We start from the raw sequence: 25,791 nt of genomic DNA, 5'->3' as shown, positions 1-25,791 counted from the left end.
GCCGGGCCATCGTTCGTTTCGGCGGCGGGCCTTCGCTCGGTTCGCCGGTCGGGCCCTCGCTCGGTTCGCCGCCAGGCCTTCGCTGGTTCCGCCGGCCGGGCCCTCGCTCGATTCCCGCCGGGCCTTCGCTCGGTTCGGCAGACGGGCCTTCGTTCGTTTCGGCGCCGACTGGTGGGGTACGTTCCCGGGATGCCACTCGGAGCGCAACCTCGCGGTCGCCGCGGCACGGTCGAGGAGCCCTACAGCCCCCTCAACCTGCGGCTGGCCCTTGCGCTGTTCGGCATGGTCGTGTGCGCGATCCTGGCGGCGCTGCTGTTCCGGGCCGGCTGGACCGTCCCCGGATGGCTGCTTGCCGCATGGTCGGTGGCCGCCGCCGCCGACATCGTCGTGATCCAGTTGCGCCGCCGCGCCCGGGCACGGGATGAAGCCGGCCGCAAGCACTCCCTCTTCGAGTGAGCGCGCGGCCGCCTGTGCCATGATCCCTGAAATGACGATCAGGTATCCCTCTCCGCTGCGCCCCGGCGATCTCGTCGGCGTGACCTCGCCGTCCAGCGGCGTCGACGAGAGCATGCAGCGACGTCTGCAGGTCGCGGTCGAGACCGTGCAGAGCCACGGTTACCAGGTCGTCGTCGGGGACTGCATGGACGGGGCCCGGCACGTGAGCGCCCCGGCCCCGCAGCGCGCCGCCGAGCTGACCCGGATGCTGACGGACCCGGCGATCAAGGCCGTCGTGCCACCGTGGGGTGGCGAGACCGCGATCGATCTCATGCCGCTGCTCGACTGGGACGCCATCGGCGCGGCCGAGCCGACGTGGCTCGTCGGATACTCCGACATGGCCACCGTCATCACGCCGTTGACGCTGCTCACCGGGGTCGCCACGGTGCACGGCAACAACCTCATGGACACCCCGTACCGTCCGCCCGCCGGTCTGCTGTCCTGGCTGGACATCGTGGCGATGGCGCCCGGGGACACGTTCACCCAGACCCCACCCGGCCGTTACCGGGAGAAGGGCTGGGTCGACTACCGGACGAACCCCGAGGTCGACGAGTTCGACCTGGACGCCGCGGGCGGCTGGACCAGGCTGGACGGGCCCGGCGACGTCGACGTCCAGGGCCGGCTGATCGGCGGGTGCATCGAGACACTGTGCAACCTGGCCGGCACCCGCTACGCCGACACGTCCGGTTTCGCCCCGGAGGGGTCGCTCGTCTACGTCGAAGCCGCCGGTGACGACGCGGCGACGATCTGCCGGAACCTGCACGGGATGCGACTGAACGGCTTCTTCGACAACGCCAACGCGGTGATTGTGGGCCGGACCGCCGCGCCGCCGACCAGCGCCCTGACCCAGACCGAGGCAGTCCTCGACGCGCTCGGCGGCCTGGGCGTGCCGATCGTCGCCGACGTCGAATGCGGGCATGTCGCGCCCTACCTCCCCCTGGTCAACGGCGCCCGCGGCCGGCTCCTGCTGACCGCCGATCGCGCCGAGATCACCCAGACTCTGGACTGAGCGTCAGGCTCTGGACTCAGCGTCAGGCTCCGGACTGAGCGTCAGGCTCCGGACTGAGCGTCACGCTAGGCCCGCGTCGTGGACGAGCAGCGCCACCTGCACCCGGTTGTTCAGATCCAGCTTGGTGAGCACTCGGGAGACGTGGGCCTTCACCGTCGCCACCGACATGTGCAGCTCGGTGGAGATCTCCGCGTTGGAGCGGCCCTGCGCGACGGCGAGGGCGACCTCACGTTCCCGGGCGCTCAGCGGGGCCAGCAGCGCCTGGGCGTGGCCGCGGTCCGGGCCGGGGGCGGGTGACGAGCCGGCGGCGACGTGGGCGATCAACTGCCGGGTGATGCTCGGTGACAGAGCGGCCTCGCCCTGGGCGACGCGCAGCACCGCGTCACGGATCTGGCCGGGCGGCGTGTCCTTGAGCAGGAACCCGGCAGCCCCGGCCCGCAACGCCCGCAGCACGAACTCGTCAGCGTCGAACGTGGTGAGCACCAGCACCTCGGGGGCACCTGGCCGGCGGCGTAGCACCTCGGTGGCGACCAGGCCGTCGACTCCGGGCATGCGGATGTCCATGAGCACGACGTCGGGCTGATGCCTGGCGACCGCCTCGGGCACCTCGGCTCCGTCGGCTGCGTGGCCGACCACGCTGACGTCCCCGTCACCGGACAGGATCATCGACAGTCCGGCCCGCACCAGCGGGTCGTCGTCCACGATCAACACCCGAACCGTGGTCATCCCGATCCTTCGCGTCGCCACGTCATCCCGCTGCCCTCCACCACCATGTCGTCCCAGTCCTTTCCGCCACCGTTTCCCAGGCCCGTGCCGCTGCCGCGTCGCCCCAGCCCATCCCGCCGCCTTGTCGCCCTAGCCCACTACGCCGCCGTGTCCTTCCGGTCCATTCCGCCGCCGCGTCCCCCCAGCTCACCGCGCCGCCGTGTCCTTCCGGTCCATTCCGTCGCCGCGTCGCCCCAGCCCGTGCCGCCGCATCGTCGCAGCCCATCCCGTCGCCGCATCGCCGCAGCCTTTCCGCCGCAGGCCGGGACAGCCACGCGGCGGGCCAACCGCCGAGGTCCTTCCCGCCGCGGCGATCAAGCCGGCCATGGCAGCCAGGCGGTGAGCACGAAGTCGTCGTCGACACGGCCGTGATCGAGGCGTCCGCCGGCGAGGTGAGCCCGCTCGGTGAGGCCGATCAAGCCCATGCCGGTGCCGGGGATGGGCCGGGCCGGAACGGTGACCGGTATCGGATTGCGGACCTCGATGGTCAGACCATCACCGGCCACGCCACCGACGGCGACGCGCACGGCGACTCCCGGCGCGTGCTTGCGGGCGTTGGTGAGGCCCTCCTGCACGATCCGGTACGCCGCACGGCCGGTCGCCGCGGGGACCGTCTCCGGCGCGGGGGCGATCTCCAACCGGACCCGGATGCCGGCGGACCGCGACTCGTCGGCGAGCGCCGGCAGCGCGCTGAGGGTGGGTTGTGGTCGTTCCGGGGTCTGCTCGTCCTCCGGCTGACCGGTGCGCAGCACGCCGATCACTGCCCGTAGGTCCTGCAGAGCCTGATGGGCGCTGGATCGCACCACGGCAGCGGCTCCGGCGATCTCCTCCGGTGGCGCGCCAGGGCGGAACTCGAGGGCGCCGGCGTGCAGGCTGAGCAGGGATATCCGGTGGGCGAGGACGTCGTGCATCTCCCGGGCGATCCTGGTCCGCTCGAGCACCCGCGCCTGGGCGACCCGCAACCGCTGCTCAGCCTCGGCTCGCTCAGCCCGGTCACGCCAGGTGACGATGAGTTGCCGGCGACCGCGAACGAGCATGCCCCACAGGGCCGCGATGACGGTCGTGGTCGCGCCCCAGCCGAACGCTTCCGCATAGCCGACCGCGGAGTCCGGGCGCAGCAGGGGGAAGACGGCGTTGGCAGCGAGGACGGCTGCGGCATAACCGGCCAGGACCGCGAACCGCCGATGCACGCCGACGGTGAACACGACGATCAGCCCGGTCACGGCGCTGGTCAGCGAGAACGTCGTCAGCAGCACCAGACAGACGGCCAGCACGGCCAGGAACCGGCGCCGCCACCACAGGCCGACGGCGGCGATCGCGCCGACCACGGCGTCGGTGAGGACGAGCCACGTGGGTGCGGCCCCCCACGTCTGTATCGTCGAGGAGCCGAGGTCGAGCAGCTCGACGGTGATCCAGACGGTGCAGCCGGCACCGAGCAGGAAACAGAGGCTGTCGACGACCCAGTCACGGGTGGACCGGCGCGCGGCGAGCGGCCCGGCCGGGTCCGCGGCCAGCGCGGACGGCCACAACCAGCGATACTCCGGCGACGGCATTCCCACGCCGTCGACTCTACGGGCGGGCGGCCACCGCCCGGTACCGACCAAAGTCGATGCTTCGCATATACCAAGGTTTCCCGCCGTCGACTTCCGGCCGACGCGGCGAGCGCCGCTTCTCGCTCACGCTGGGTCGCATGATTGCGGTGGAGAGCTTGACCAAGATGTACGGGCCACAGCGCGCCGTGGACGACGTGTCGTTCGCCTGCGCGCCGGGGACGGTGACGGGCTTCCTCGGCCCGAACGGCGCCGGGAAGTCCACCACGCTGCGGATGATCTGCGGTCTGACCCCGCCGACGTCCGGCCGGGCGACGGTGTCCGGTGTGCCGTATCGGCGGCTCGGCAACCCGGGACGGCACATCGGTGTGCTGCTCGATGCGTCCGCTCAGCACGCCGGCCGTACCGGGCGTGAGGTTCTGGCGCTGGCGGCGATCACGATGGGGCTGGACACGGCACGGGTGCCGGATGTGCTGGCCCGGGTCGGGCTGGACGACAGGGCGGCGAAACGGCGGGTGCGGGCGTATTCGCTGGGCATGCGGCAGCGGCTGGGTCTGGCGTACGCGATGATCGGCGATCCGGCGGTGCTGGTGCTGGACGAGCCCGCGAACGGTCTGGACCCGGAGGGCATTCATTGGATGCGCGGGTTGCTGCGCGGCTTCGCCGACCGGGGTGGCACCGTCCTTCTCTCCTCGCATCTGCTGCGTGAGGTGGAGGTGGTCGCCGACCGGCTGGTCGTGATCGGCAACGGCCGGATCCTCACCCAGGGCGACAAGGAGGAGTTGCTCGGCGCAGCGGGGACGATGGTGCGCACCACCGATCCCGCGGCGCTGGATGCCCTGCTGCAGCGCATGGGGCTGACCGGCACCCGCTCGGCTGACGGCAGTGTCCTCGTGCCGTCGGATCCGCAGACCGTCGGCCAGGCCGCCGCCGCGGCCGGGGTGGTGCTGCTGGAGCTGCGCCCGGCCGGTGCCGGGGGTCTCGAGGAGATGTTCCTGCGCCTGACCGCGGGCGCCGAGCCGGAAGGGGCGAACCGATGACCGCCACCACTGACGTCATGGCGACCACTGTGCCGGCGACTGCCGCCGCGCCCGTGCCGATGGCCCGGCTGACCTTGGTCGAGCTGCGGAAACTGGCCGACACCCGAGCCGGGATGTGGCTGCTGATCGTGATCGGCCTGGCCACCGTGGCGACGTCGGCGATCCTGCTGGGCTGGGCTGACGACAACGAGATCACGTTCACCGCGCTGTACACGTTCGGGTTGATGCCGTCGGCCGTTCTGCTGCCGGTGCTGGGGATCCTGTCGGTGACCAGCGAGTGGTCGCAGCGGACGGCACTGGGGACTTTCACTCTGGTGCCGGCACGGGCCCGGGTGCTGCTGGCAAAGGTGGCCGCGGGCGCCCTGATCGCGGTCGCCGCGACGGCTGCCACGGCGGTCCTGGCCGCGGCGGCCAACCTGATCGCGCCGGCCGTGGGCGGTGACGGCTCGTGGATCCTGGACTCCTCGCTGATCTGGCAGAGCCTGCTGCTTCAGGTGATCTTCGTGTTGATGGGCATCGCGTTCGGCGCCCTGTTGCTGAACACTCCGCTGGCGATCGTCATCTTCTTCGCCCTGCCGACGGTGTGGTCGATCCTGGGCGGCAGCATCCGGGCGCTGGCCGACGCGTCGAAGTGGCTGGACCTCAATGTGACCTCGCAGGCGATGACGGAGGCGGACATGACTTCCGGCGAATGGGCGCGGCTCGGTGCCTCGGTCGGGGTCTGGGTGGTCCTCCCGCTGGTCCTAGGGGCGGTGCGTGTGCTCCGCCGGGAGGTTTCCTGATCCACAACGGCCGGTGTTGGCGTCATGATCCAACGATCGGAGGTAGCGTCCCGAGACGTGACGCGTACCCTATTTGCCAGCTTCGCGGCAATTACCGTTTGCATTCCGTTATTTGCTGGGCCGGCGTCGGCCGCGCCACCGACTGATCCGCCGCCGGCGCCGAGCACCCCGGTGTCGCCGTTCGACGTGGAGACCCTCGAACCGGACCTGGACCGGCTCACCTTCGAGGGCGAGCCGCTCCCGGTCACCACCTACGAGCCCCGGCCCAGCGCCCGCAGAGCCGCGCAGACCCCCGAGGTCGGCACCGTGCGCAGCTGGGCCGGGCTCAACTCGATCGACGGCGACGTCTACCGCAAGGACTACACCCTTCGCGGCGTCGGCGAGCACATCGAGGTGTGGGTCGCCAACGATCTGGCTTTCCCGGAGAAGGACTGCCGCAAGAACGCCACCGCTGTCACCGACGACCAGGTGACCGGGCTGGTCCGCGAGTTCGACGAGGTCATCTTTCCTCGTGAGACCAAGGCGTTCAGCACTCCGCCGGATCGAAACGGCGCCAACCCCGGCCTGCCGGGCGACTTCACCGGGGCCGGCAACCGCACCGTCACACTGGTCGACAACATCCGTGACGAGAACTTCTTCGACTTCCCGAAGCGGCTGACCTACATCGCCGGCTTCTTCTCCGAGCAGTTCAACGAGCTGTTCGACCGCAACGTGATCACCATCGACGCCTACGACTGGGCGCATCGCACCGGAACAGACCCGCAACACGAGCCTGCCGACGACCCGTGCGTGAGCCGGCCCGCTCGCCCCCGCATGTACGAGTCGACCTTCGCCCACGAGTGGCAGCACCTGCTCACCTACTACACCGACCCGGACGAGGAGGTGTGGATCAGTGAGGGCATGGCCGACTACGCCCAGAAGCTCACCGGTTACAGCCAGACCGACGTCGGGGTACACCATCGCGGCTTCGACAACCACCTGATGTGCTTCCAGGGTTTCGGCAACGTCAAGACCGCCTACAACCCGAACCCGCGCGAGTGCGGCGGACCGGCCAACTCGCCGAACCTGTGGTCCGAGGGCGAGCCAGACGAGATCCTCTCCGATTACGGCATCACCTATGCGCTGATGCTCTACCTCCATGACCGGTTCGGCGCGCAGTCGCTCACCAAGCTCCACCTGGACAAGGAGAACCACGGGCTCGCCGCGGTCGCGGCCGCTCTGCCGAAGGGCGAGAGACTGCACGACGTCCTCCACGATTTCCAGGTGATGACCTTGATCGACAAGGTGGCCGGCGCCCCGGACGGTGTGGTCAAGGGGGTGGCACGCAAACGGGTGACGGCGGACAGCCTGCGCTCCACGGTGAACCTGGACAATCCGTCGGCTCACGGCCGGCCCGGCGCGCCGCCCAACGGCGCCGACTACGTACGCCTGCCGAACGGATGGCAGACGGTCGGTTTCGAGGGCGCGACGTCACTGCCCGCCGTGCCGCTCGCCTGGACCCTGGACTCCGGCATGCTCTTCTCGGGCAACACCCCGGCCACCGACTCCACCGCGGTCCGGCAGGTCGACGTGCCGGCCACCGACCCTGTCCTGCGGTTCACCACCACCTACGGGCTCGAGGACAAGTTCGACTACGGATACGTGACAGTGTCGGCGGACGGCGGCGAGACATACCAGATGCTCAAGGGCGACCGCACGGTCCAGGGGCCGCTCGGCGAGGCGATCACGGGTGAGGCCGCCGACGTCGAGCTCTCCTACGACCTCGGGGCGTACGCCGGGAAGTCGGTCTTCCTGGGTTTCCGCTACGTCAGCGACAGCGCCGTGAACGTCGGCGGCTGGCACCTCAAGGACGTCAAGGTGGGCGCCACCGCCGTCGGCGGGAACACCCTCGACGGCTGGAAGTCGCCCACCGAGATCCGCCCGATCCCGGTGCACCACTGGCAGGTGACCCTGGTCGGGCTGGCCCCCGGCAAGGCCAAGGTGGTCCCGCTGTCCCGCTCGGCCCGGCTGCGCCACTATCCGAAAGTGGTGGCGATCGTCGCGTATGACGAACCCACCGAGACGGTCACGCAATACGCCCCCTACACCCTCACGGTCGACGGCAAGCCCTATCAACCCGCCGCATAGACCTGTGCCTCACCGATCCGCCCGCCACCGCGCCACTGGTGGCGGGCGGATCCACGTTCCGGGATTGACAGTGTCACAGTGACAGTGTCATTGTCTAATCATGTGGACGATGGAGCAGTTGGTGGAGCGGGTGAGCGCGGCCCTCGCCGCGGAGTATCCGGGCGCACCTAACGGCCGCGTCCGAGAGGTTCCCGACCGCAGGTCGATCCGGTGGTATACGACGATCGGCCTGGTCGACCGGCCACTCGGCACGCGTGGGCGCACGGTTCTCTACGGGCCGCGTCATCTCCTGCAGCTCGTCGCGATCAAACGACGGCAGGCGGCCGGGCGCACCCTGGCCGAGATCCAGGAGGAGTTGGCCGGAGCTTCCGAGGAGACTCTCGCGGCCGTCGCTCGGGTGCCCGAGCGGGTGCTCGTCCTCGACGAGCCGCCACCCTCCCCGGCGCCGGCCCGCGGCCCGTTCTGGAAGGCAAGCCCACCGGCCCCGGATCCGCTCTCGTTCACCGCCGACGCCTTCGCGTCTGCCGCCGAGGCCTCCCCCACCGGCACCTCCTCCGCTGACACCGCCCAGGCCGCCAGGCCAGCCACGGATGCCGCCTCCGCAGGCACAGCCCCCATCGATACGCCCGCCGACTCCTCCACCACCTGTGGCACTTCCGGCGACGGCACCTCCGGCGGTGCTTCCAGAGACAGCACCCCCGGCGACGCTTCCAGGGACGGCACCCCCGGCGGTGCCTCCGGCGACAGCACCCCCGGCGACGCTTCCAGGGACGGCACCCCCGGCGGCGCCTCCAGAGACAGCACCCCCGGCGGTGCCTCCGGCGACGGGTCCTCCGCCGCCGGAAGGGCCGGCTCAGCCGAGCCGACCGGCGGCACCACACGCCGGGAGCTGGCCGCCGCCCTTGATGCGCTCGGCCCCCAGCCGTACCCGGTGCTGCCTCTGATCACCGGCATCCCCCTCGGCGGCGGCGTGATCCTGCTGCTGCCTCGCCACACCACCGACCTGGACCGCGACGACATAGCCGCGGCAGCCCGTCCTCTGCTCGACCTGCTCGCGTCCCGCGGGCTCACCGATGGGAGAACCGCATGATCATTTCCGTGAACCCGATGGGGCCGGCCGAGCTGGAGCGTCACCGTCAGGCGCCCGGTGCGGGCCTCGGCACACTGCTCACCGACCGCGGCAACCTGCCGCTGGACCGTCTCGACGTGCGCGCCTCCATCAGCGGCCTACTGGTCCGCACCGAGCTGACCACCGAGTTCGTCAACGCCCACGACACCGCGCTCGAAGCCACGTACGTCTTCCCCCTGCCCGACCGGGCCGCGGTCACCGGCATGACGATGACCGCCGCCGACCGGGTCGTCACCGCCGAGCTGCACGAGCGCGGCGCCGCCCGCGAGCGCTACGACCAGGCGATCGCCGCCGGCCAGCGGGCCTCCATCGCCGAGGAGGAGCGACCGGACGTCTTCACCATGCGGGTCGGCAACGTCCTGCCCGGCGAGCGGGTGACGGTGCAGCTTCGCCTGGTCGGCCCACTGGCGTATGAGGATGGTGCGGCCACCTTCCGGTTCCCGCTGGTCGTCGCGCCGCGCTACGTGCCCGGCGTCCCACTGCCCGGCCCGTCCGCCGGAGACGGCCAGCAGCAGGACACCGACGCCGTTCCGGATGCCTCGCGCATCTCGCCGCCGGTCCTGCTGCCCGGATTCCCCAATCCGCTGCGCCTGTCCATCGGTGTGGATGTCGACCCGGCCGGCCTCGAGCTCGGCGAGGTCCGCTCCAGTCTGCACACCGTCACCGAGCAGGGCGGCACCCTGCGGATCGCGCCGGGCGAGCGCGCCGACCGTGACTTCGTGCTGCGCCTGGCCTATGCCGCCGGCGGCGAGTCCGCAGTGGCGGTGCCCGACGAGGACGGCGATCAGGGCACCTACCAGCTAGTGGTGCTGCCACCGGAGCCCGACGCCGCCCCGCGCCCGAAAGACGTGGTGCTCCTGCTCGACCGTTCCGGCAGCATGGGCGGCTGGAAGATGGTGGCGGCCCGCCGAGCAGCGGCCCGCGTCATCGACACTCTGACCGCGGACGACCGGTTCGCCGTGCTCACCTTCGACCACGAGATCGACCGGCCCGCCGGTCTCGGCTCCGGCCTGTCCGAGGCCACCGACCGGCATCGTTACCGGGCCGTCGAGCACCTTGCCCGCGCCGACGCACGCGGCGGCACCGAGATGCTCAGCCCGTTGACCGCCGGTCTGGCGCTGCTGGCCGACAGTCCCGGTCGTGACCGTGTGCTGGTCCTGGTCACCGACGGCCAGGTCGGCAACGAGGACCAGATCGTCAAGCAGGTGGCACCGCTCATCGGCACGATCCGGGTGCACACCGTCGGCATCGACCGCGCCGTCAACGCCGGGTTCCTCGGCCGGCTCGCCGCGATCGGTGCCGGCCGTGCCGAATTGGTGGAGAGCGAGGACCGCCTCGACGAGGCGATGGAGCGGATCCACCGTCGGATCGGGGCGCCGGTCGTCACCGCCCTCGACGTCACCGGTGACGGGTTCACGCTGCTCGACGGCATGCGCAGCCCCGTCCGGCTGCCCGGCCTCTATCCGGGGGTGCCCCTGGTGATCACCGGCCGCTACGCCGGCACGCCCGGCGGCACGCTCACCGTCACCGGGCGCACTCGCGACGACCGGGAGTTCCGGACCGCGGTCTCGGTCCAGCGCCGCACCGAGCCGGCGGTCACCTCACTGTGGGCGCGGGCCAGGCTCCGCGATCTGGAGGACGCCTATGCGTCCGGTGATCACTCGCTGGAGACCGAGATCGTCGGTACGTCGTTGCGGTTCGGTGTGCTGTGCCGGTTCACCGCTTTCGTGGCGGTCGACGCTCGGGTGGTCAACGAGGGCGGCGACACCCGCAAGGTCACCCAGCCGGTCGACATGCCGTCCGGATGGGAGGCGCCTGCGCCCCCGACTCCGGCGCCCTACTTCCTGGCCGCGTCGTCGCCGTTCCCCGGTGCCGTCGGCGCGGCGGCGCCTACCGGTCTGCCGCCGCTGCCACCGGGTGCACCGGTCCCGGCCGCTCCGAAGCCGAGCCGGCCTGGGTTCGTGCCGCCCCGTGCAAAGCGTGCGGCCGCCCTCGACGCGTTCACCGATCCGGGCACCGAACCGACCTCCGCGTCCGCTCCCGCCCCCTCCTCGGCCCCGGCGCCGGCCGCAGAAGCTGACAGTGCCGCCTGGTCTTCAGCCGAGTCGGCCTCGTTCGCCGGCCCAGCCGCCGACATGTCCGCACCGTCTTCGCACGGTGGCGGCGGGTCGCAGGCGCCGGGGTGGTCAGGCCAGGCCGCCGATGGCGCGGCTCCCGCGCCGGTGTCACGCGGCTTCTCGAGCGTGATGCGGCGTACCCGCGCGGCCGGCGCCCCGACTTTGGGAAAGGTACGCGGTCCCGGGTCGTCGGACGGTCTGACCGTCGACGAGTTGCGGGAACTGGCCGCCGTCGAGGTCGCTCGACTGCACGAGGCCGCCGGCCAGCCGTCACTGGACCGCCGTGATCTGCTGGACGACCTGGTCAGCCGCCTCACCGTCCTGCTCGAACCGGTGGCCGACCCCGCGCTCGACCCGGTCCGAGAGCTCCTCGCCCTGCTCCGAGGCGACGGCCCGCTCGAAGACAGGTGGGAGGCTGCCGTTCGGGTCTTGGAGGAGTTCGCTACCGGAAAGACCACCACGAAGCGCTCCTTCTGGAAGTCCTGATGTCCAGCAGCGCCGGGGGCCGTGCAAGGCCGACACGGTTGCCGGCGCTGCTCACGTGTCGATCCCGTCCAGCCGGTCATGACGGGCTGAATCCATGGCCGGCCACGCGCAGGCCGTCGCCGCCGCGACCCGGCCGACCACGAGGTGCGGCGGTGTCCGGGTGGCGGACTGGATGCTCGGCTGATGTGGCGACCGTGGACGGAGCGTGCGGGCTGCGTGGAGGTGGTGAGGCCGGCTTTTGGCAGTCAGACAACGACGAACATCGACCGACGGGCCCCACACCCGTGGCTGAATGACGGTAAGTTGGGGCACCGGTGATGGACCGGGGGGTGGCGACGCCAAGTGGGCGAGGATCTGGGCGACGAGCGTGATCCGTTGCTGGTGCGTCCGTTCGTTCTGTCGGACGGTGCGCGGCAGGAGGAGCCACCGTCGTCTGTGTCGACCTGGCCGGTTGAGCAGCGGGCTGGGGAGACGCCGACCCAGTTACTGCCGACGATCCCCGGGGTTCTGAGCGGGGCGCCGGAGCAGGATGCGCCGAAGACGCCCCGGCATCGCCGCACCCTGCTGTTGATCGGGGCCGGGGCGGTCGCGGTGGCATCCGTGGCCGGTTATGCGCTGCTGCGCCCCACTGGCCAGGACGAAGCCTGGATGTCGCTGCCGGGGCAGTCCCTTCCGGCCGCGATCGGACCGGCCAGATCGGCGGATGCGATCCACAGCTCGGTTCCGCATGACGGTGGAACAGACGGTGGCGGGCAGGACGATTCCGACGAGGGGACCGAGCCGACACGACCGACCCGGGCGGCCTCGGCATCCGCGTCGTCGGCTGGGGGCTCGGTGAGCCCGTCGGCCGGGTCGTCGGGTGGGAGTTCGAGCAGTTCGGTTCCGGTGGCGCCGGTCGCGCCGATCGACCTCGCACCGAGTCCGATAGCTACCGGGAGCGGACTTCTGGCCACCGGCAACGGCCTGTGCCTGGACCTACGTGGCGGTCAGGCCTCCGAGGGTGCTGACGTGCACATCGACGATTGCAATGGCACCAGCCCGCAGCGCTGGAAACTCAATTCCAATCAGACCCTTGAGGTACTCGGCATGTGTGCCTACCTCGTGGGTGACGGCACGGTCGAGCTGACCCGCTGTGACGGGCGCACTACTGCCCAATGGCAACTGAAGAGCGACGGTGTCCTCACGAACCCGTCGAACGGCCGCTGCCTGACCGACCCCTTCTGGGGCGCCCGCCCCGGCAACGCAGTCATCGTGGCGACGTGCACCGGAGGCAGCAACCAGCGCTGGTCGTTCCGCTGACGTCACGAGCCGGATCGGCGGCCACCTTCTCAGCGGGGCGATGGAGGCCGCCATCGCCCGGACGATACGGGAGCTCAGATCGTGGCAGGTTACGGGGTGTGTTTGGGTCGGCACTTTGGGGAGCTTGCTGGGCCGTACAGGGTGAGAATGTTTCTGATTTTGGTAAAGTGATCGAATCCTCAGGCCCGAACAGTAGTGATCATCTGGTTCCTGACTCTTAGGGTCATCTGGTGATCTCCGCGCCTCTTCGTATCGCCCTCCTGTCATATCGGAGCAAACCGCACAGTGGGGGCAGGGGATCTATGTCCGGCACCTGTCGCGGGAGTTGGTTCGGCTCGGGCATCGGGTCGAGGTGTTCTCGGGGCCGCCGCTGCCGGAGCTGGATGACGGGGTGGAGTTGACGGTTCTGCCGAGTCTCGACCTCTATCGCGAGCCGGACCCGTTTCGCACGCCGAAGATGTCGGAGTTCGGCGGTGCGATCGATGTTCTCGAGTGGACGGCGATGTGCACGGGGGCGTTTCCGGAGCCGTTGACGTTCTCGCTGCGGGCTTGGCGGCATCTGCGGGAGCGGCTCGCCGAGTTCGACGTGGTTCATGACAATCAGTGCCTCGGGTACGGGCTGCTGCCTCTGAGCAGGACCGATACGCCGCTGGTGGCCACGATCCACCATCCGATCACCGTGGACCGGGATCTCGAGCTGGCGGCGGCCCCGAACTGGAAGCGTCGGCTGTCGTTGCGCCGGTGGTATGCGTTCACGCGTATGCAGGGGCGGGTCGCGCGACGTCTGCCGTGGATGACGACGGTGTCACAGGCCGCGCGCGACGAGATCGTCGAGGCGTTCCGGGTTCCGGCCGAGCGGTTGCGGGTCATCGGCGTCGGCGTCGACATCGACACATTCAGTCCGAAGCCGACGCCCAACCCGGAGCAGGAATCGGAGGCGGCACAGGAGCCCGACCAGGAACCGGAACCGGCGCAGAAACCGGAAGCGGCACAGGAACCGGAGGCGGCGCAGAGACCGGAACTGGAGCAGGCAGCGCCCAGCCCGGGACCGGAGCAGGCCACGACGGGTGGCGGCAAAGGTGACGCGGTGTGGCTGACGGCGCCGGCGGCGGGGGCCGGGTCGTGGCGGTGGCCAGTGCGGACGTACCGCTGAAGGGTTTGCCGGAGCTGATCGAAGCGGTGGCGAAGCTGCGCGCCGACCATGACGTCGAGTTGGTGGTGGTGGGTTCGGCTCGGCCGGACGGGGCGGCGGCGAAAGCGATCACCCGGCTGGGCCTGGAGGATGCGGTGCGGTTCGTGTCGGGGATCTCCGATGGGGAGTTGGCTGATCTGTTCCGGTCGGCGACGGTGGCGGCGGTGCCGTCGCGGTATGAGGGGTTCTCGCTGCCCGCGGTGGAGGCGATGGCGTGCGGGGTTCCGCTGGTGGTGACGACGGCGGGGGCGTTGCCGGAGGTGGCCGGGCCGGACGGGCTGGCGTCGCTGCACGTGCCGCCGGGTGATCCGGGGGCGCTGGCGGCGGCGATCGGCCGGCTGCTCGACGACGAGGCTCTGCGCCGCCGGCTCGGGGCGGAGGGCCGCCGGCGGGCGGTCGAGCACTTCACGTGGCGGCGGACCGCGATCCGCACCGCCGAGTGGTATGCCGACGCCATCGCCGCACACCGCCGCGCCCGCACCTGACCGAAGCGGAACCCGACAGAGGCCAAACCTGATCAACGGCCGACCGAGACAAGGCGGACCCCAGCGAAGGCCGACAGAGACCAGGACCAGCCCGAGCGAAGGCCGACCAACAAACCAGGGCCAGCCCCAGCGAACGCCCACCGAAACCAGGACCGCCCCCCCTGACAAGGGGAGCGACGGGGAAGTCCCGGAGGAAAGCCGGACGAGACCGGCTCGCGGGCAAATGCGAGACAAGACCCCACAACGGAGAACAGGCTCCACAACAGAGGAAAGGGCAGGTAGGGACACATTGTTGACCGTCGACTACGACCGGCTGGACGTGCGGCCGGGGATGCGGGTTCTCGATCTGGGTTGCGGCGAGGGCCGGCACACGTTCGAGGCGTACCGGCGGGGCGCGGATGTCGTCGCCCTGGATCTGAGTGTCAAGGATCTGGCGACGACCGCGTCCTGGTGTGTGGCGATGGAGCTGGCCGGGGAGGTTCCGGCGACGGCGAGCGCCACGACGATCCAGGGTGATCTGCTGTCGCTGCCGTTTCCGGACGCGAGTTTCGACCGGATCATCGCGTCGGAGGTGCTGGAGCACATTCCGGACGACGTGACGGCGATCCGGGAGATGACGCGGGTGCTGAAGCCGGGCGGCATGGCGGCGGTGACGGTGCCGCGCTGGCTGCCGGAGCGGGTGTGCTGGGTGCTGTCGGACGAGTACCACGCCAACGAGGGCGGTCACGTGCGCATCTACAAGGAGGACGAGCTGTCCGGCCGGCTGCGTGACGCGGGGCTGACGGTGACCGGCAACGGGTTCGCTCATGCGCTGCACAGCCCGTACTGGTGGCTGAAGTGCGCCATCGGTGATGCGGGGCTGACGAAGGCGTACCACAAGATGTTGGTCTGGGACATCACCGAGAAGCCGGCGCTGACGCGGGTGCTGGAGCAGGCGCTGAATCCGTTGATCGGCAAGAGTGTGGCGATCTACCTGAAAAAGGAGGAGGTGACCGTGGGTGTCGGTGCCTGATCTGCCGGGCGTGCTGAGCGCCGACGACATCCGGGCCACGGTCGCCAGCATCGCCGCCGAGCAGGAGGAGTCCGGGGCGATCCCCTGGTACGCCGACGGTCAGCTGGACCCGTGGGATCACGTCGAGGCGGCGATGGCCCTCGACGTGGGCGGCGAACCCGCCAGGGCGGAGGCCGCCTACGACTGGCTGCGCCGTACGCAGCGCGACGACGGCAGCTGGGCGTCACGCTACGAGAAGGGGGTGGTGGCCGACGCGACGGCGGAGACCAATCATGCCGCCTACCTGGCGGTCGGCTGCTGGCATCACTTCCTGTGCACCGGCGACGACGGTTTTCTGGTGCGGATGTGGGCCACCGTGAGATCCGCTCTCGATTTCGTGACCGCCAACCAGGCTCCGGGTGGGGAGATCTGGTGGGCGGCCGGTGACGAGGTGGCGCTGCTGACCGGTTCGTCGAGCATTCATCAGGCGCTGCGCTGTGGGGTGGCGATCGCCGACCGGGTGGGCGAGCCGCAGCCGGACTGGGAGTTGGCCGCCGATCTGCTGGCGCGGGCGCTCCGGGAGCGTCCGGGGGCGTTCGCCGACAAGGACCGGTTCTCGATGGACTGGTATTACCCGGTGCTCGGGGGTGCGCTGCGTGGCGAACCGGCGAAGGAGCGGCTGCGGGGCAGGTGGGACGAGTTCGTGGTGCCGGGCCGGGGCGCCCGCTGCGTCTCCGACCGGCCGTGGGTGACCGGTGCGGAGACGTGCGAGCTGGCCCTGGCCCTGGACACGGTCGGTGACCGGGACGCGGCGGCCGAGCTGATCGCGGCGATGCAGCATCTGCGGGAGCCGGACGGCTCCTACTGGACCGGTCTGGTGCTGACCGACGGGGTGCGCTGGCCGGTGGAGCGGACCACGTGGACGGCGGCGGCGGTGGTGCTGGCCGTCGACGCGCTGCATGCGGCGCACCCGCGGTCGGAGATCTTCAGGACGCCGGGGATCGCCGAAGAAGTCGCAGCGAACCGCAGCCGGTGAGCTCGGTGTAGTCGCCGCTGTCGAGGGCGCTGCGGTAGATGCGGTAGGGCGCCTGCCCGCCGTCGGCCGGGTCGGGGAACACGTCGTGGATGGCGAGGACCCCGCCGACGGCCAGGTGCGGCGCCCAGCTCGCCAGGTCGCGCTGGGCGGATTCGTCGGTGTGGCTGCCGTCGAGGAAGAGCAGCGCCAGCGGGGTCGACCACAGCGCGGCGAAATCCTCGGCGCGGGCGACGACGGCCACGACGACATCCTCGGCGCCGGCGGAGGCGATGGCCCGCCGGAATCCGGGCAGCGTATCGATCTGCCCGACGTGCGGGTCGACGAGGCCCGGATCGTGGTATTCCCATCCCACCTGGTGCTCCTCGGAGCCGCGGTGGTGGTCGACGGTCACCACCTTGCCGCCCCGGGCGCGGGCCGCGGCGGCCAGGTAGAGCGTCGATTTGCCCAGGTAGCTGCCGACCTCCAGGATCGGCCCGGCCGGCGCGGCGAGTGCGGCCTCGGCGAGAGCGCGGCCCTCGTCGGCGGGCATGAAACCGGCCGCCTCGACGGCGGCGGTCAGGAGTTGCTGGTCCAGCACGATTGCGGGCGACGACATCGCGTCATTCTAAGATCAACACCGTGTGGTCGTACGCCCGGAGCCGTCCACAACCGCAACCCACGCCCTGCCGTGAGGTCCCCGCGAGGCGATCCCGGCGCAAGGCCGCACCGCGGCCGCCGGGCTGAGGCGTCGGCCGAGGCCCTGGCCCGCACCCGGCCGCATGCACGAGTCAGCCGAGAACGAGTGCGCGGGCGGCCGCGTCCCGGAGTAGCGTCGCGTCGATCTCGGCGCTGGTCTCGTCGATGCGATATCCGGGCCAGGCGACGACGAACGTGAGCGGTCCCGCTGGTGGCAGCGGCCACACCCAATGGCTCATGTCGTAACGCCGGCCGCCTCCGCCGCCGCTGTCGGGCAGCATCAGCGGCTGTTCGGGGGTCTCGCCATATCCCGGATACCCCGCCAGGTTGGTCGCGACCCGCCCGTCGGCGAACCTGACGCCGATGCGCAGGAACTCCGGTGGCGGTGGTTCGCCGGCGCTGTCCCGGCGGTAGCCGTGATGGTGGATGCGACCGCTGCGGTCCTCTTCGCGTAGCACCGCGGCGATGGTGAAGGCGAACCCGTTGGGGTAGCCGATCAGCCCGGTCAGGACGACCGCGGCGTCATCGGAGCGCGCCAGCAGCAGGTCGGCGCCGACGGATCCGCCGATCACGGTGTCCGGCCGCACCCACACCGGCGGCGGGGCGGGCGGCTCGGGCTCGGGCGGCGGCGGAAGTGGCACGCTGTCGAAGAATCCCACTCCCGCAGCCTGCCACCGCAGTGCCCGCCGCCGCGACCCGGTGTGTGGTCAGTGACCGCCGGCGAAGGTGGGCCGCACGTAGATGATCACGCGGTCGGCGGCGTCCTTGGGGGCGGCGGTGCCGAACGGCGCGTCGTAGCGTTTGGCCAGCTCGACGTAGAACTCCCCGGTCGGGTCGGGGTCGATGTGGTCGACGACGCCGCGAATCTCGACATACCGGTACGGGTTGGCCTGGTCGATGATCGAGATGGCGACGGCAGGGTTGGCCTTGATGTTCTTGAACTTCTTGCGGAAGTTGGTGTGGGTGAACTTCAGGAACTCGCCATCCCACGCATACCACATCGGGTTGACCTGCGGGGTGCCGTCCTCCCGGATCGTCGCCAGGTCGGCGAACAGCGGCCGCTCCAGCAGGTCGATCAGCTCGTCCGGGATGCTCGTCATCGGTTCTCCTCCGTCGTTGATGGCCGGTCAATCCTGCCTCGGAAATGTAAACAGCGCCGCCCGGCACACGGCCGGGCGGCGCTGTTCCTTCCCCCCGGAAGGACTACTTGCCGCGCCGCTTGTTCAGGATGTCGAACGCGACGGCGGCGATCAGGACCAGGCCCTTGATGACCATCTGCCACTCAGGCTTGACGTTCATGATGGACAGGCCCATGTTGAGCACGCCCATGATCAGGGCGCCGATGATCGCGCCGGTGACCTTGCCGACGCCGCCGGTGACCGCGGTGCCACCGATGAAGGCGGCCGCGATGGCGTCGAGCTCGTAGTTCTGGCCGGCGGAGGCGACCGCCGAGCCGGCGCGGGCCGTGGTGATGACCGCGGCGACACCGGCGAGCAGGCCCATGTTGACGAACAGCAGGAAGTTGACCCGCTTGGTCTTCACACCGGACAGCATGGCGGCGGGCAGGTTGCCACCCATCGCGTAGATGTGCCGGCCGAAGATCGTGTTGTTCATGACGAACGAGTAGAGCAGCACCAGGAACGCCACGATGATCAGCACGATCGGCATGCCGCTGGCGCTGTTGCCGATCAGCCAGGTGAGGTAGCCGACCGCGACGACCGAGACGACCAGCTTGCCGAGGAACGCCGCGAACGGCTCGGTGCGCAGGTCGTTGCGGACCAGCTCACGGCGGGTGCGGACCTGGCTGATCACCAGACCGGCCGCGGCCACCGCGCCGATCAGCACGGTCACCGAGTCGAGGTTGCCGATGAACCCGAGCGAGTTGGGCAGCGCACCGTTGGCCAGCGCGTTGAAGTCGGTGGGCAGGCCACCGACGGTGGTGCCGACGTAGTAGATCGCCAGACCGCGGAACAGCAGCATGCCGCCGAGGGTGACGATGAACGCCGGGATGCCGACGTAGGCGACCCAGAAGCCCTGCCAGGCGCCGACGATGCCGCCGAGGATCACCGACAGCACGACCGCGAGCGGCCACGCGATGTCCCACTGCATGACCATCAGCGCGCAGATGCCGCCGACGAACGCGACCACCGAGCCGACCGACAGGTCGATGTGACCGGCCACGATGATCATGACCATGCCGATGGTCAGGACGAACACGTACGCGTTCTGCTGGATCAGCGACACGACGTTGTTCGGCAGCAGCATCAGGCCGTCAGTCGCGAACTGGAAGTACAGGGTGATCACGATCAGGGCCGCGACCATCACGTACTGCTTCAGGTTGCCGCCGAGGTAGGCGGCGAGCGAGCCGCCCTCGGACGTCTTCTTCCCGGAACCGGGCGAGGACGCCGGCGCCGGAAGAGTGGTGGACGCGCTCACCGTACAGCTCCGCTCTTCTCCATGGTCATGTAACGCATGAGGCTCTCCTGTGAGGCCTCCGCACGGGGCAGCTGACCGGTGATGCGCCCCTGGCTCATCGCGTAGATCCGGTCGCAGATGCCGAGCAGCTCCGGCAGCTCGGAAGAGATCACGATGACGGCCTTGCCGGAGTCGGCAAGCTTGTTGATGATCTCGTAGATCTCGTACTTGGCGCCGACGTCGATGCCGCGCGTCGGCTCGTCGAGGATCAGCACCTCGGGCTCGGCGAACAGCCAGCGACTCAGCACGACCTTCTGCTGGTTGCCACCGGACAGCTTGCCGACCTGCACGTCGACGCTGGGCGTCTTGGTGCGCATGTCCTTGCGGTACTGATCGGCGATGGTGATCTCCTTGGCGGAGTTCACGACACCGATGCGGGCGATCTTCTTCAGCCGCGCCGCGGTGGTGTTGCGCTTGATGTCCTCGATCAGGTTGAGGCCGTAGTGCTTGCGGTCCTCGGTCGCATACGCGATGCCGTGCTCGATGGCCGCCGCCACGTTGGTGATCGAGACCGGCTTGCCGTGCAGGAACAGCTTACCGGTGATGCCGGTGCCGTAGCTGTGCCCGAACACGCTCATCGCCAGCTCGGTGCGCCCGGCGCCCATCAGCCCGGCGATGCCGACGATCTCACCGGCGCGCACGTTCAGCGAGGCGTCGTCGACCACGAGCCGGCTCGGGTCGTTGGGGTGACGCACGGTCCAGTTCTCGATGCGCAGGATCTCCTCGCCCACCGTGGACACGTGGTCGGGGTAGCGGTGCTCCAGGTCCCGGCCGACCATCGAGCTGATGATCCGGTCCTCGGACACCGGCTCGGCGCCGTGCATCTCGAGGGTCTCGATGCTCAGCCCGTCACGGATGATCGTCGTGCTGTCGGCGATCGCGGCGATCTCGTTGAGCTTGTGCGAGATGATGATGGACGTGATGCCCTCGGCCTTGAGGCTGCGCAGCAGGTCCAGCAGGTGAGCGCTGTCCTCGTCGTTCAGGGCCGCGGTCGGCTCGTCGAGGATGAGCAGCTTGACCTTCTTGGACAGGGCCTTGGCGATCTCGACCAGCTGCTGCTTGCCGACGCCGAGGTCCTGGACCTTGGTGTCCGGCTGCTCGTCCAGGCCGATCCTCTTCAGCAGGTCGGCAGCCTGCCGGTTGGTCTGCGCCCAGTTGATGACGCCGCCCTTGGCCCGCTCGTTGCCCAGGAAGATGTTCTCCGCGATGGACAGGTACGGGCTGAGCGCGAGCTCCTGGTGGATGATGACGATGCCGCGCTCCTCGGAGTCACGCGTCGTCTTGAACCGGCAGGTCTCGCCCTCGAAGACGATGTCGCCCTCGTACGTGCCGTGCGGGTAGACACCGCTGAGCACCTTCATCAGGGTGGACTTGCCCGCGCCGTTCTCGCCGCAAATGGCGTGAACCTCCCCGCGGGTCACGCTCAACGTGACGTCCGAGAGCGCCTTGACGCCCGGGAAGGTCTTGGTGATCCCCCGCATCTCCAGGATCGGGGTCGTGTCGTTGGCCATCGCACAACTCGCTTGCTCTAGGTCCGACCGGGACCGGCCGGGCCCGCAGAAGGTGGGCCCGGCCGGAGTGCGACTTACAGGCCGAGCTTGTCGGCGGTGTAGAAGCCGGAGTCGACCAGCTTGGCCTTGATCTCGTCCTTGACGACGACGACCGGCGGGAGCAGGTAGGCCGGGACGACCTTGACACCGTTGTTGTAGGTCTTGGTGTCGTTGGTCTCGACGGTGCCGCCCTTGACGATCGCGTCGACCATCTTGGCAACCTGGTCACCCAGGGTACGGGTGTCCTTCCAGACCGTCATCGCCTGCTTGTCGGCGATGATGTTCTTGACGTTCGCCAGGTCGGCGTCCTGACCGGTGATGATCGGGTAGTCAGCGCCCGGCTTGTAGCCCTTGGACTCCAGCGACTGCGCGATACCCAGGGCCAGCGAGTCGTTCGGGGAGAGAACGACGTTGACCTTCTTGCCACCGGTGTAGAACGAGTTGATCCGGTTGTCCATCTCGGCCTGCGCCGTCTCGGACTTCCAGCCGGTGATGGAGACCGTCTTCCAGTCCTCCTCGCCGGCGATCTTCTTGCCGGACGGGATGACCAGCTTGCCGCTCTCGACGTACGGCTTGAGGACGTCCCACGCGCCGTTGAAGAAGAACTTGGCGTTGTTGTCGTCCGACGAGCCGGCGAAGGGCTCGAGGTTGAACGGGCCCTTGCCGTCCTTGAGGCCCAGCTTCTCCTCGATGAACTGGCCCTGGAGCTTGCCGACCAGGTAGTTGTCGAAGGTGGCGTAGTAGTCCACGTTCGGGCTGCCGTTGATCAGGCGGTCGTAGGCGATGACCTTGACGTTCGCCTTGGCGGCCTTGTCCAGCACCGGGCCGAGCGCGGTACCGTCGATCGAGGCCACGACCAGAACCTTCGGGTTCTGGTTGATCATGTTCTCGAGCTGGGTGATCTGCTGGTCGACCTTGTTGTCGGCGTACTGCAGCGAGGTCGTGTAACCGGCCTTCTTCAGCAGCCCGTCCAGGTGCGCACCGTCGTTGTTCCAGCGCTCGAGGCTCCGGGTCGGCATCGCGATGCCGATCAGGTTCGAGGTGGACCCGCCGGTGGACGAGGAGGACTCGTCACGGGTGCTGCTGCAGGCGGAGGTCGCGGCCAGCGAAGCGGCCAGGGCGACGGACGCGAGGACCCGGAAGTTCTTGGACACCTCAGCGTCTCCTTTCTATAGGGCCCGCTGCCGGGCCTCCGAAGCTTCGATTTGTTGCTGCGGACAACATACGACTCTTACGAGGGAGTTTCACGCGGGGGTTCGTAACGGCTGCGTAACACTCCCCGTGACCGTGGAGGCCCTCAAGAGCCCTGAATAGGCGTTCAGACTCCACAGTCCGTAACCGAGCGCCGATCATCGTATTTGTTGATCACGAATACGAAACCCCCCAGGGCTCAACTTCACCTATCGCAACAACACTGATACCGACCGCTGCGGACGCCCCGGAACGACGAACCGCCCCCGGCCACACCACGGCGGCCGGAGGCGGGGACCATCACCTACCTCACGGGTGCATCACGGCGCCCTTGACGATCTTGTCCACGACGTTGCGCGGCCCGTACACCACCACACCGACCAGATCCAGGTCTGCCGTCGCCACCGCACGCACCGCCTCACGGTTGGCCGCGTCGTGACCCGTCGCGAACAGATCCGACGTGAACACCGCCATCCGCACCCGTCCCAGCGCCCGGCCGTGCGCCGCCGACAACAGCTCCTTGCCGCCCTCGAACACCATCACCGGCTGCCGGAACATCGGCAGATACTCCACGTCCCCGCCGTCCCGGTACGGCTCCCCCACCACCTCCGGCACCGCCGAGCCCAGCCCCGACACGAGAAAAGCCGTCACGTTCAGCCGCTGCCACGTCAGCAGGTCATCCCGCAGAATCACCGCGATCTTGGTATCGAACCTCATGCGACACATCGTCGCCACAAGCCCGCCACCAGGTCTTGTACGATTTTGACGTGCACCGGCTCGAAGCCTGGCGGCCACCACTTCCCGGTGTGGCCGAGATGCTGCACGCCCGCTTCGACGACCACGCCTACCCCATGCACGCCCACGACACCTGGGCAGTGCTCCTCGTCGACGACGGCGCCGTCCGCTACGACCTCGACCGCCACGAGCGCGGTGCCTACGGCGAGCTCGTCACCGTTCTACCCCCGCACGTTCCCCACAACGGCACCTCCGCACGCCCCGGCGGCTTCCGCAAACGCGTCCTCTACCTCGACCACGACCAACTCCCGGCGCACCTCATCGGCGCCACCGTCGACACCACCGCCATCACCGACCGCGACCTGCACCACGCCATCTCCCGGGTGCACCGGCTCGCCCGTACCCCCGAGGATCTCCCCGCCGCCGAAGGCCTGCTCGCCCTCGCCCTCGCCCGGCTGCGCACCCACCTCGGCGAACCCGCCGAGCCGCGGCCGGACGGCCGCGTCGCCGCACACGCACTGCGCGACCTGCTCGAAGAGCACATCGTCGAGGGCCTGCCGCTGTCCGCCGCAGCCGCCACCCTGCACTTCGACGCCGCCCACCTGGTCCGCTCGTTCCACCGCGAGTTCGGCATGACCCCGCACCAGTACCTGATCTCGCGCCGCGTCGACACCGCCCGCCGGCTCATCCACACCGGCCGGCCGTTACGCGCCGTGGCCACCGACAGCGGCTTCCACGACCAGCCGCACCTCAACCGGCACTTCAAGCGGATCCTCGGCATCAGCCCCGGCCGCTACGCCACTACCGAGGCACCATCCAGTCCAGCACCGGCGTCGCCTGCAACGTGACCAGCACGCACATGAACAGCAACAACACCAGGCTCCAGCCCACCACCCGCCGGAAGATGTCACCCTCACGGCCGGGCATCCCCACCGCCGACGCCGCGATCGCGAGGTTCTGCGGACTGATCATCTTGCCCAGCACCCCACCGGACGAGTTGGCCGCCGCCAGCAGCAGCGGATCCAGCCCCGTGTTCACCGCCGTCTGCACCTGCAACGCCCCGAACAGCGCGTTCGCCGACGTGTCCGACCCGGTCACCGCCACCCCGATCCAGCCGAGGATCGACGACAGGAACACGAACACACCGCCGGCCGTCGCGAACAACTCGCCCAGCGTCGCCGTCTGACCCGACTGATTCAGCACGTACGCCAGCGCCAGCACGGCCATCACCGTCACGATCGCGTGCCGCAACTCCACGTAGGTGCGCCCGTACGCCCGTACCGCCGCACCCGGCCGGACCCGCAACACCACCGCCGTCAGGATCCCCGCCAGGATCATCAGCGTCCCCGCCGCCGGCAGCCAGCCGAACGTGAAGTTCGTCGACGACAGCGGCTTGCCGTTCGCCCCCAGCACGTCCAGCCCCGGCCACGCGAAGACCACCGTCCACGGCTCGCCGGCCAGCGCCCTCTTCACCGGCGCGAGGTTCGCCACCGAGAAGATCGCGATGATGATCAGGTACGGCGCATAGGCGCGCAGCACCTCGACGGGCGGGTCCCGCCGCACCGTGCCCACCGCGGTCGGTTCCCGGGCGCCGTCCCGCTCCCGCGCGCCACCCCGGTCCGGGAGGGCGGTCTGTCGCGCCGCGTCCTCCCCCTCGGTTTCGACGGCGTGCAGATCGGGCGATTCCACCGGACGCCACACCCGCAGCAGCAGGACCACCGCGGCCGCCGACACCAGCGCGGCGATGATGTCGGTGAGCGGCACCGACACGAAGTTCGACGCGACGAACTGCCCGACCCCGAAGGTCAGTCCCGCGACGAGAGCGACCGGCCAGGTCTGCCGGACGCCACGGCGACCGTCCACCACGGCCACGAGCACCAGGGGTACGACCACGGCCAGGATCGGAGTCTGGCGGCCGACCATCGCGCCGAGGGTCTCGGTGGTGAGCCGTGGATCGGCGACCGCGCCCGACGTGACCGTGCCGAGCGTGACGATCGGCGTGGCCAGCGCACCGAAGGCGACCGGCGCCGTGTTGGCGATCAACGCCACCGCCGCGGCCTGCAACGGCCGGAACCCGAGCGCCATCAGCATCACCACGGTGACCGCGACCGGAGTCCCGAAACCGGCCAGCGCCTCCAGCAGCGCCCCGAAGCAGAACGCCACGATGATCGCCTGGATACGCATGTCCGGGCTGACCCGCTCCATCGACCGACGCAGCACATCGAAGTGCCCACTGACGACGGTCAGGTTGTACACCCAGATCGCGTTGACGACGATCCACAGGATCGGGAAGAACCCGAACGCCGCCCCTTCACCGGCCGACAGCAGCGCCTGCCCGATCGGCATCGAGTAGACGGCCACCGCCACGGCCAGCGCCACACCCAGCGAGATCAGCCCGGCCAGCCAGGCCCGCATCCGCAGCACGCCGAGCAGCAGAAACAGCGTGATCAGCGACAGCGAGGCGAAGATCGCGGACAGCGCGACGGACCCACCCACCGGATCGGTCACGATCGTGAACTGATCAAACATGGCAGCCATCCAGGTTCATCGATCACATAACCGCAATGTAGCCCTCTCCCGACGAACCGCAACACACCCGATTCTCCGGCGACCGATGAGTCGGTGAGGCCGGCCCGGTCTGCACTGGTGAGGCAACGACGAC

General features: G+C 69.7%; 23 protein-coding genes. 13 read left to right on the top strand and 10 right to left on the bottom strand.

Annotated features, from left to right (window positions below; translation table 11 throughout):
* The first annotated feature begins 189 nt into the window (after positions 1-189).
* Positions 190-456: a hypothetical protein gene (locus ACQPZW_RS16295; RefSeq protein WP_433795719.1), complete on the top strand. Its 267-nt coding sequence runs from the start codon at positions 190-192 to the stop codon at positions 454-456.
* Positions 457-487: 31 nt separating this feature from the next.
* Positions 488-1,504, top strand: a complete 1,017-nt coding sequence (locus ACQPZW_RS16290) for a S66 family peptidase (RefSeq protein WP_433795718.1) — start codon at positions 488-490, stop codon at positions 1,502-1,504.
* Between the two features lie 60 nt (positions 1,505-1,564).
* Here the strand turns inward: ACQPZW_RS16290 and ACQPZW_RS16285 are convergent, their stop codons facing one another.
* Entirely contained in the window at positions 1,565-2,230 is a 666-nt protein-coding gene (locus tag ACQPZW_RS16285) for a response regulator transcription factor (RefSeq protein WP_433795717.1), read from the bottom strand.
* Positions 2,231-2,583: 353 nt separating this feature from the next.
* Positions 2,584-3,822, bottom strand: a complete 1,239-nt coding sequence (locus ACQPZW_RS16280) for a sensor histidine kinase (RefSeq protein ID WP_433797555.1) — start codon at positions 3,820-3,822, stop codon at positions 2,584-2,586.
* A 137-nt stretch (positions 3,823-3,959) separates the two neighbouring features.
* Between ACQPZW_RS16280 and ACQPZW_RS16275 the strand changes: the two genes are divergently transcribed.
* From ACQPZW_RS16275 to ACQPZW_RS16230, 10 genes are all read left to right on the top strand, one after another.
* A complete protein-coding gene (locus ACQPZW_RS16275) occupies positions 3,960-4,859 on the top strand; it encodes an ABC transporter ATP-binding protein (RefSeq protein WP_433795716.1) in 900 nt (299 codons plus the stop codon).
* On the top strand, positions 4,856-5,641 hold the full coding sequence (locus ACQPZW_RS16270) for an ABC transporter permease (RefSeq protein ID WP_433795715.1): 786 nt from the start codon (positions 4,856-4,858) through the stop codon (positions 5,639-5,641). Before ACQPZW_RS16275 ends, ACQPZW_RS16270 begins: the two co-directional genes overlap by 4 nt.
* A gap of 171 nt (positions 5,642-5,812) precedes the next feature.
* Positions 5,813-7,768, top strand: coding sequence for a peptidase M6 immune inhibitor A (locus tag ACQPZW_RS16265; protein WP_433795714.1), 1,956 nt, complete (start codon positions 5,813-5,815; stop codon positions 7,766-7,768).
* Positions 7,769-7,877: 109 nt separating this feature from the next.
* The gene (locus ACQPZW_RS16260) at positions 7,878-8,858 is read left to right on the top strand and encodes a MerR family transcriptional regulator (RefSeq protein WP_433795713.1); all 981 of its coding nucleotides are present in this window, start codon (positions 7,878-7,880) and stop codon (positions 8,856-8,858) included.
* Entirely contained in the window at positions 8,855-11,500 is a 2,646-nt protein-coding gene (locus ACQPZW_RS16255; RefSeq protein WP_433795712.1) for a VIT domain-containing protein, read from the top strand. Before ACQPZW_RS16260 ends, ACQPZW_RS16255 begins: the two co-directional genes overlap by 4 nt.
* A 342-nt stretch (positions 11,501-11,842) precedes the next feature.
* Positions 11,843-12,799 carry a ricin-type beta-trefoil lectin domain protein gene (locus ACQPZW_RS16250; RefSeq protein ID WP_433795711.1) on the top strand — a complete coding sequence of 319 codons (957 nt, stop codon included), beginning with the start codon at positions 11,843-11,845 and terminating at the stop codon, positions 12,797-12,799.
* A gap of 325 nt (positions 12,800-13,124) precedes the next feature.
* On the top strand, positions 13,125-13,952 hold the full coding sequence (locus tag ACQPZW_RS16245; RefSeq protein ID WP_433795710.1) for a glycosyltransferase: 828 nt from the start codon (positions 13,125-13,127) through the stop codon (positions 13,950-13,952).
* A complete protein-coding gene (locus ACQPZW_RS16240; RefSeq protein ID WP_433795709.1) occupies positions 13,889-14,476 on the top strand; it encodes a glycosyltransferase in 588 nt (195 codons plus the stop codon). The genes ACQPZW_RS16245 and ACQPZW_RS16240 overlap by 64 nt, the downstream gene beginning before the upstream one ends.
* A gap of 292 nt (positions 14,477-14,768) precedes the next feature.
* Positions 14,769-15,488 carry a class I SAM-dependent methyltransferase gene (locus tag ACQPZW_RS16235; protein WP_433795708.1) on the top strand — a complete coding sequence of 240 codons (720 nt, stop codon included), beginning with the start codon at positions 14,769-14,771 and terminating at the stop codon, positions 15,486-15,488.
* On the top strand, positions 15,475-16,503 hold the full coding sequence (locus ACQPZW_RS16230) for a prenyltransferase (RefSeq protein ID WP_433795707.1): 1,029 nt from the start codon (positions 15,475-15,477) through the stop codon (positions 16,501-16,503). The genes ACQPZW_RS16235 and ACQPZW_RS16230 overlap by 14 nt, the downstream gene beginning before the upstream one ends.
* Here ACQPZW_RS16230 and ACQPZW_RS16225 read toward each other — a convergent pair.
* From ACQPZW_RS16225 to ACQPZW_RS16195, 7 genes are all read right to left on the bottom strand, one after another.
* A complete protein-coding gene (locus ACQPZW_RS16225) occupies positions 16,454-17,098 on the bottom strand; it encodes a class I SAM-dependent methyltransferase (RefSeq protein ID WP_433795706.1) in 645 nt (214 codons plus the stop codon). The genes ACQPZW_RS16230 and ACQPZW_RS16225 overlap by 50 nt on opposite strands.
* A gap of 172 nt (positions 17,099-17,270) precedes the next feature.
* Positions 17,271-17,837 (bottom strand): hypothetical protein, encoded by a 567-nt coding sequence (locus ACQPZW_RS16220; protein WP_433795705.1) that lies wholly within the window; start codon positions 17,835-17,837, stop codon positions 17,271-17,273.
* A 48-nt stretch (positions 17,838-17,885) separates the two neighbouring features.
* Positions 17,886-18,278 carry a PPOX class F420-dependent oxidoreductase gene (locus ACQPZW_RS16215; protein WP_433795704.1) on the bottom strand — a complete coding sequence of 131 codons (393 nt, stop codon included), beginning with the start codon at positions 18,276-18,278 and terminating at the stop codon, positions 17,886-17,888.
* A 103-nt stretch (positions 18,279-18,381) separates the two neighbouring features.
* A complete protein-coding gene (mmsB, locus tag ACQPZW_RS16210; protein WP_433795703.1) occupies positions 18,382-19,614 on the bottom strand; it encodes a multiple monosaccharide ABC transporter permease in 1,233 nt (410 codons plus the stop codon).
* Complete coding sequence (gene mmsA / locus ACQPZW_RS16205) at positions 19,611-21,164, bottom strand: multiple monosaccharide ABC transporter ATP-binding protein (protein ID WP_433795702.1); 1,554 nt, start codon at positions 21,162-21,164, stop codon at positions 19,611-19,613. Before mmsA ends, mmsB begins: the two co-directional genes overlap by 4 nt.
* A gap of 74 nt (positions 21,165-21,238) precedes the next feature.
* On the bottom strand, positions 21,239-22,357 hold the full coding sequence (gene chvE / locus ACQPZW_RS16200; protein WP_433795701.1) for a multiple monosaccharide ABC transporter substrate-binding protein: 1,119 nt from the start codon (positions 22,355-22,357) through the stop codon (positions 21,239-21,241).
* Between the two features lie 346 nt (positions 22,358-22,703).
* On the bottom strand, positions 22,704-23,111 hold the full coding sequence (locus ACQPZW_RS16195; RefSeq protein WP_433795700.1) for a DUF2000 family protein: 408 nt from the start codon (positions 23,109-23,111) through the stop codon (positions 22,704-22,706).
* A gap of 50 nt (positions 23,112-23,161) precedes the next feature.
* Here ACQPZW_RS16195 and ACQPZW_RS16190 point away from each other — a divergent pair, with 50 nt between their 5' ends.
* On the top strand, positions 23,162-23,977 hold the full coding sequence (locus ACQPZW_RS16190) for a helix-turn-helix domain-containing protein (RefSeq protein WP_433795699.1): 816 nt from the start codon (positions 23,162-23,164) through the stop codon (positions 23,975-23,977).
* On the opposite strand, the gene ACQPZW_RS16185 is transcribed toward ACQPZW_RS16190, so the two are convergent.
* On the bottom strand, positions 23,931-25,667 hold the full coding sequence (locus ACQPZW_RS16185) for an L-lactate permease (RefSeq protein ID WP_433795698.1): 1,737 nt from the start codon (positions 25,665-25,667) through the stop codon (positions 23,931-23,933). The genes ACQPZW_RS16190 and ACQPZW_RS16185 overlap by 47 nt on opposite strands.
* Between the last annotated feature and the right edge of the window lie 124 nt (positions 25,668-25,791).

Source organism: Actinoplanes sp. CA-252034 (genome assembly GCF_050956125.1).
Taxonomy (GTDB): Bacteria; Actinomycetota; Actinomycetes; order Mycobacteriales; family Micromonosporaceae; genus Actinoplanes.
The sequence above is the reverse complement of the archived record's forward strand: the minus strand, read 5'-3'. Positions and strand labels throughout refer to the sequence as shown.

Coding starts and splice junctions, on each gene's coding strand:
- ACQPZW_RS16295 (WP_433795719.1), top strand. CDS start 190: ATGCCACTCGGAGCGCAACCTCGCGGTCGCCGCGGCACGGTCGAGGAG.
- ACQPZW_RS16290 (WP_433795718.1), top strand. CDS start 488: ATGACGATCAGGTATCCCTCTCCGCTGCGCCCCGGCGATCTCGTCGGC.
- ACQPZW_RS16285 (WP_433795717.1), bottom strand. CDS start 2,230: ATGACCACGGTTCGGGTGTTGATCGTGGACGACGACCCGCTGGTGCGG.
- ACQPZW_RS16280 (WP_433797555.1), bottom strand. CDS start 3,822: ATGCCGTCGCCGGAGTATCGCTGGTTGTGGCCGTCCGCGCTGGCCGCG.
- ACQPZW_RS16275 (WP_433795716.1), top strand. CDS start 3,960: ATGATTGCGGTGGAGAGCTTGACCAAGATGTACGGGCCACAGCGCGCC.
- ACQPZW_RS16270 (WP_433795715.1), top strand. CDS start 4,856: ATGACCGCCACCACTGACGTCATGGCGACCACTGTGCCGGCGACTGCC.
- ACQPZW_RS16260 (WP_433795713.1), top strand. CDS start 7,878: ATGGAGCAGTTGGTGGAGCGGGTGAGCGCGGCCCTCGCCGCGGAGTAT.
- ACQPZW_RS16255 (WP_433795712.1), top strand. CDS start 8,855: ATGATCATTTCCGTGAACCCGATGGGGCCGGCCGAGCTGGAGCGTCAC.
- ACQPZW_RS16225 (WP_433795706.1), bottom strand. CDS start 17,098: ATGTCGTCGCCCGCAATCGTGCTGGACCAGCAACTCCTGACCGCCGCC.
- ACQPZW_RS16215 (WP_433795704.1), bottom strand. CDS start 18,278: ATGACGAGCATCCCGGACGAGCTGATCGACCTGCTGGAGCGGCCGCTG.
- mmsA (WP_433795702.1), bottom strand. CDS start 21,164: ATGGCCAACGACACGACCCCGATCCTGGAGATGCGGGGGATCACCAAG.
- ACQPZW_RS16195 (WP_433795700.1), bottom strand. CDS start 23,111: ATGAGGTTCGATACCAAGATCGCGGTGATTCTGCGGGATGACCTGCTG.
- ACQPZW_RS16185 (WP_433795698.1), bottom strand. CDS start 25,667: ATGGCTGCCATGTTTGATCAGTTCACGATCGTGACCGATCCGGTGGGT.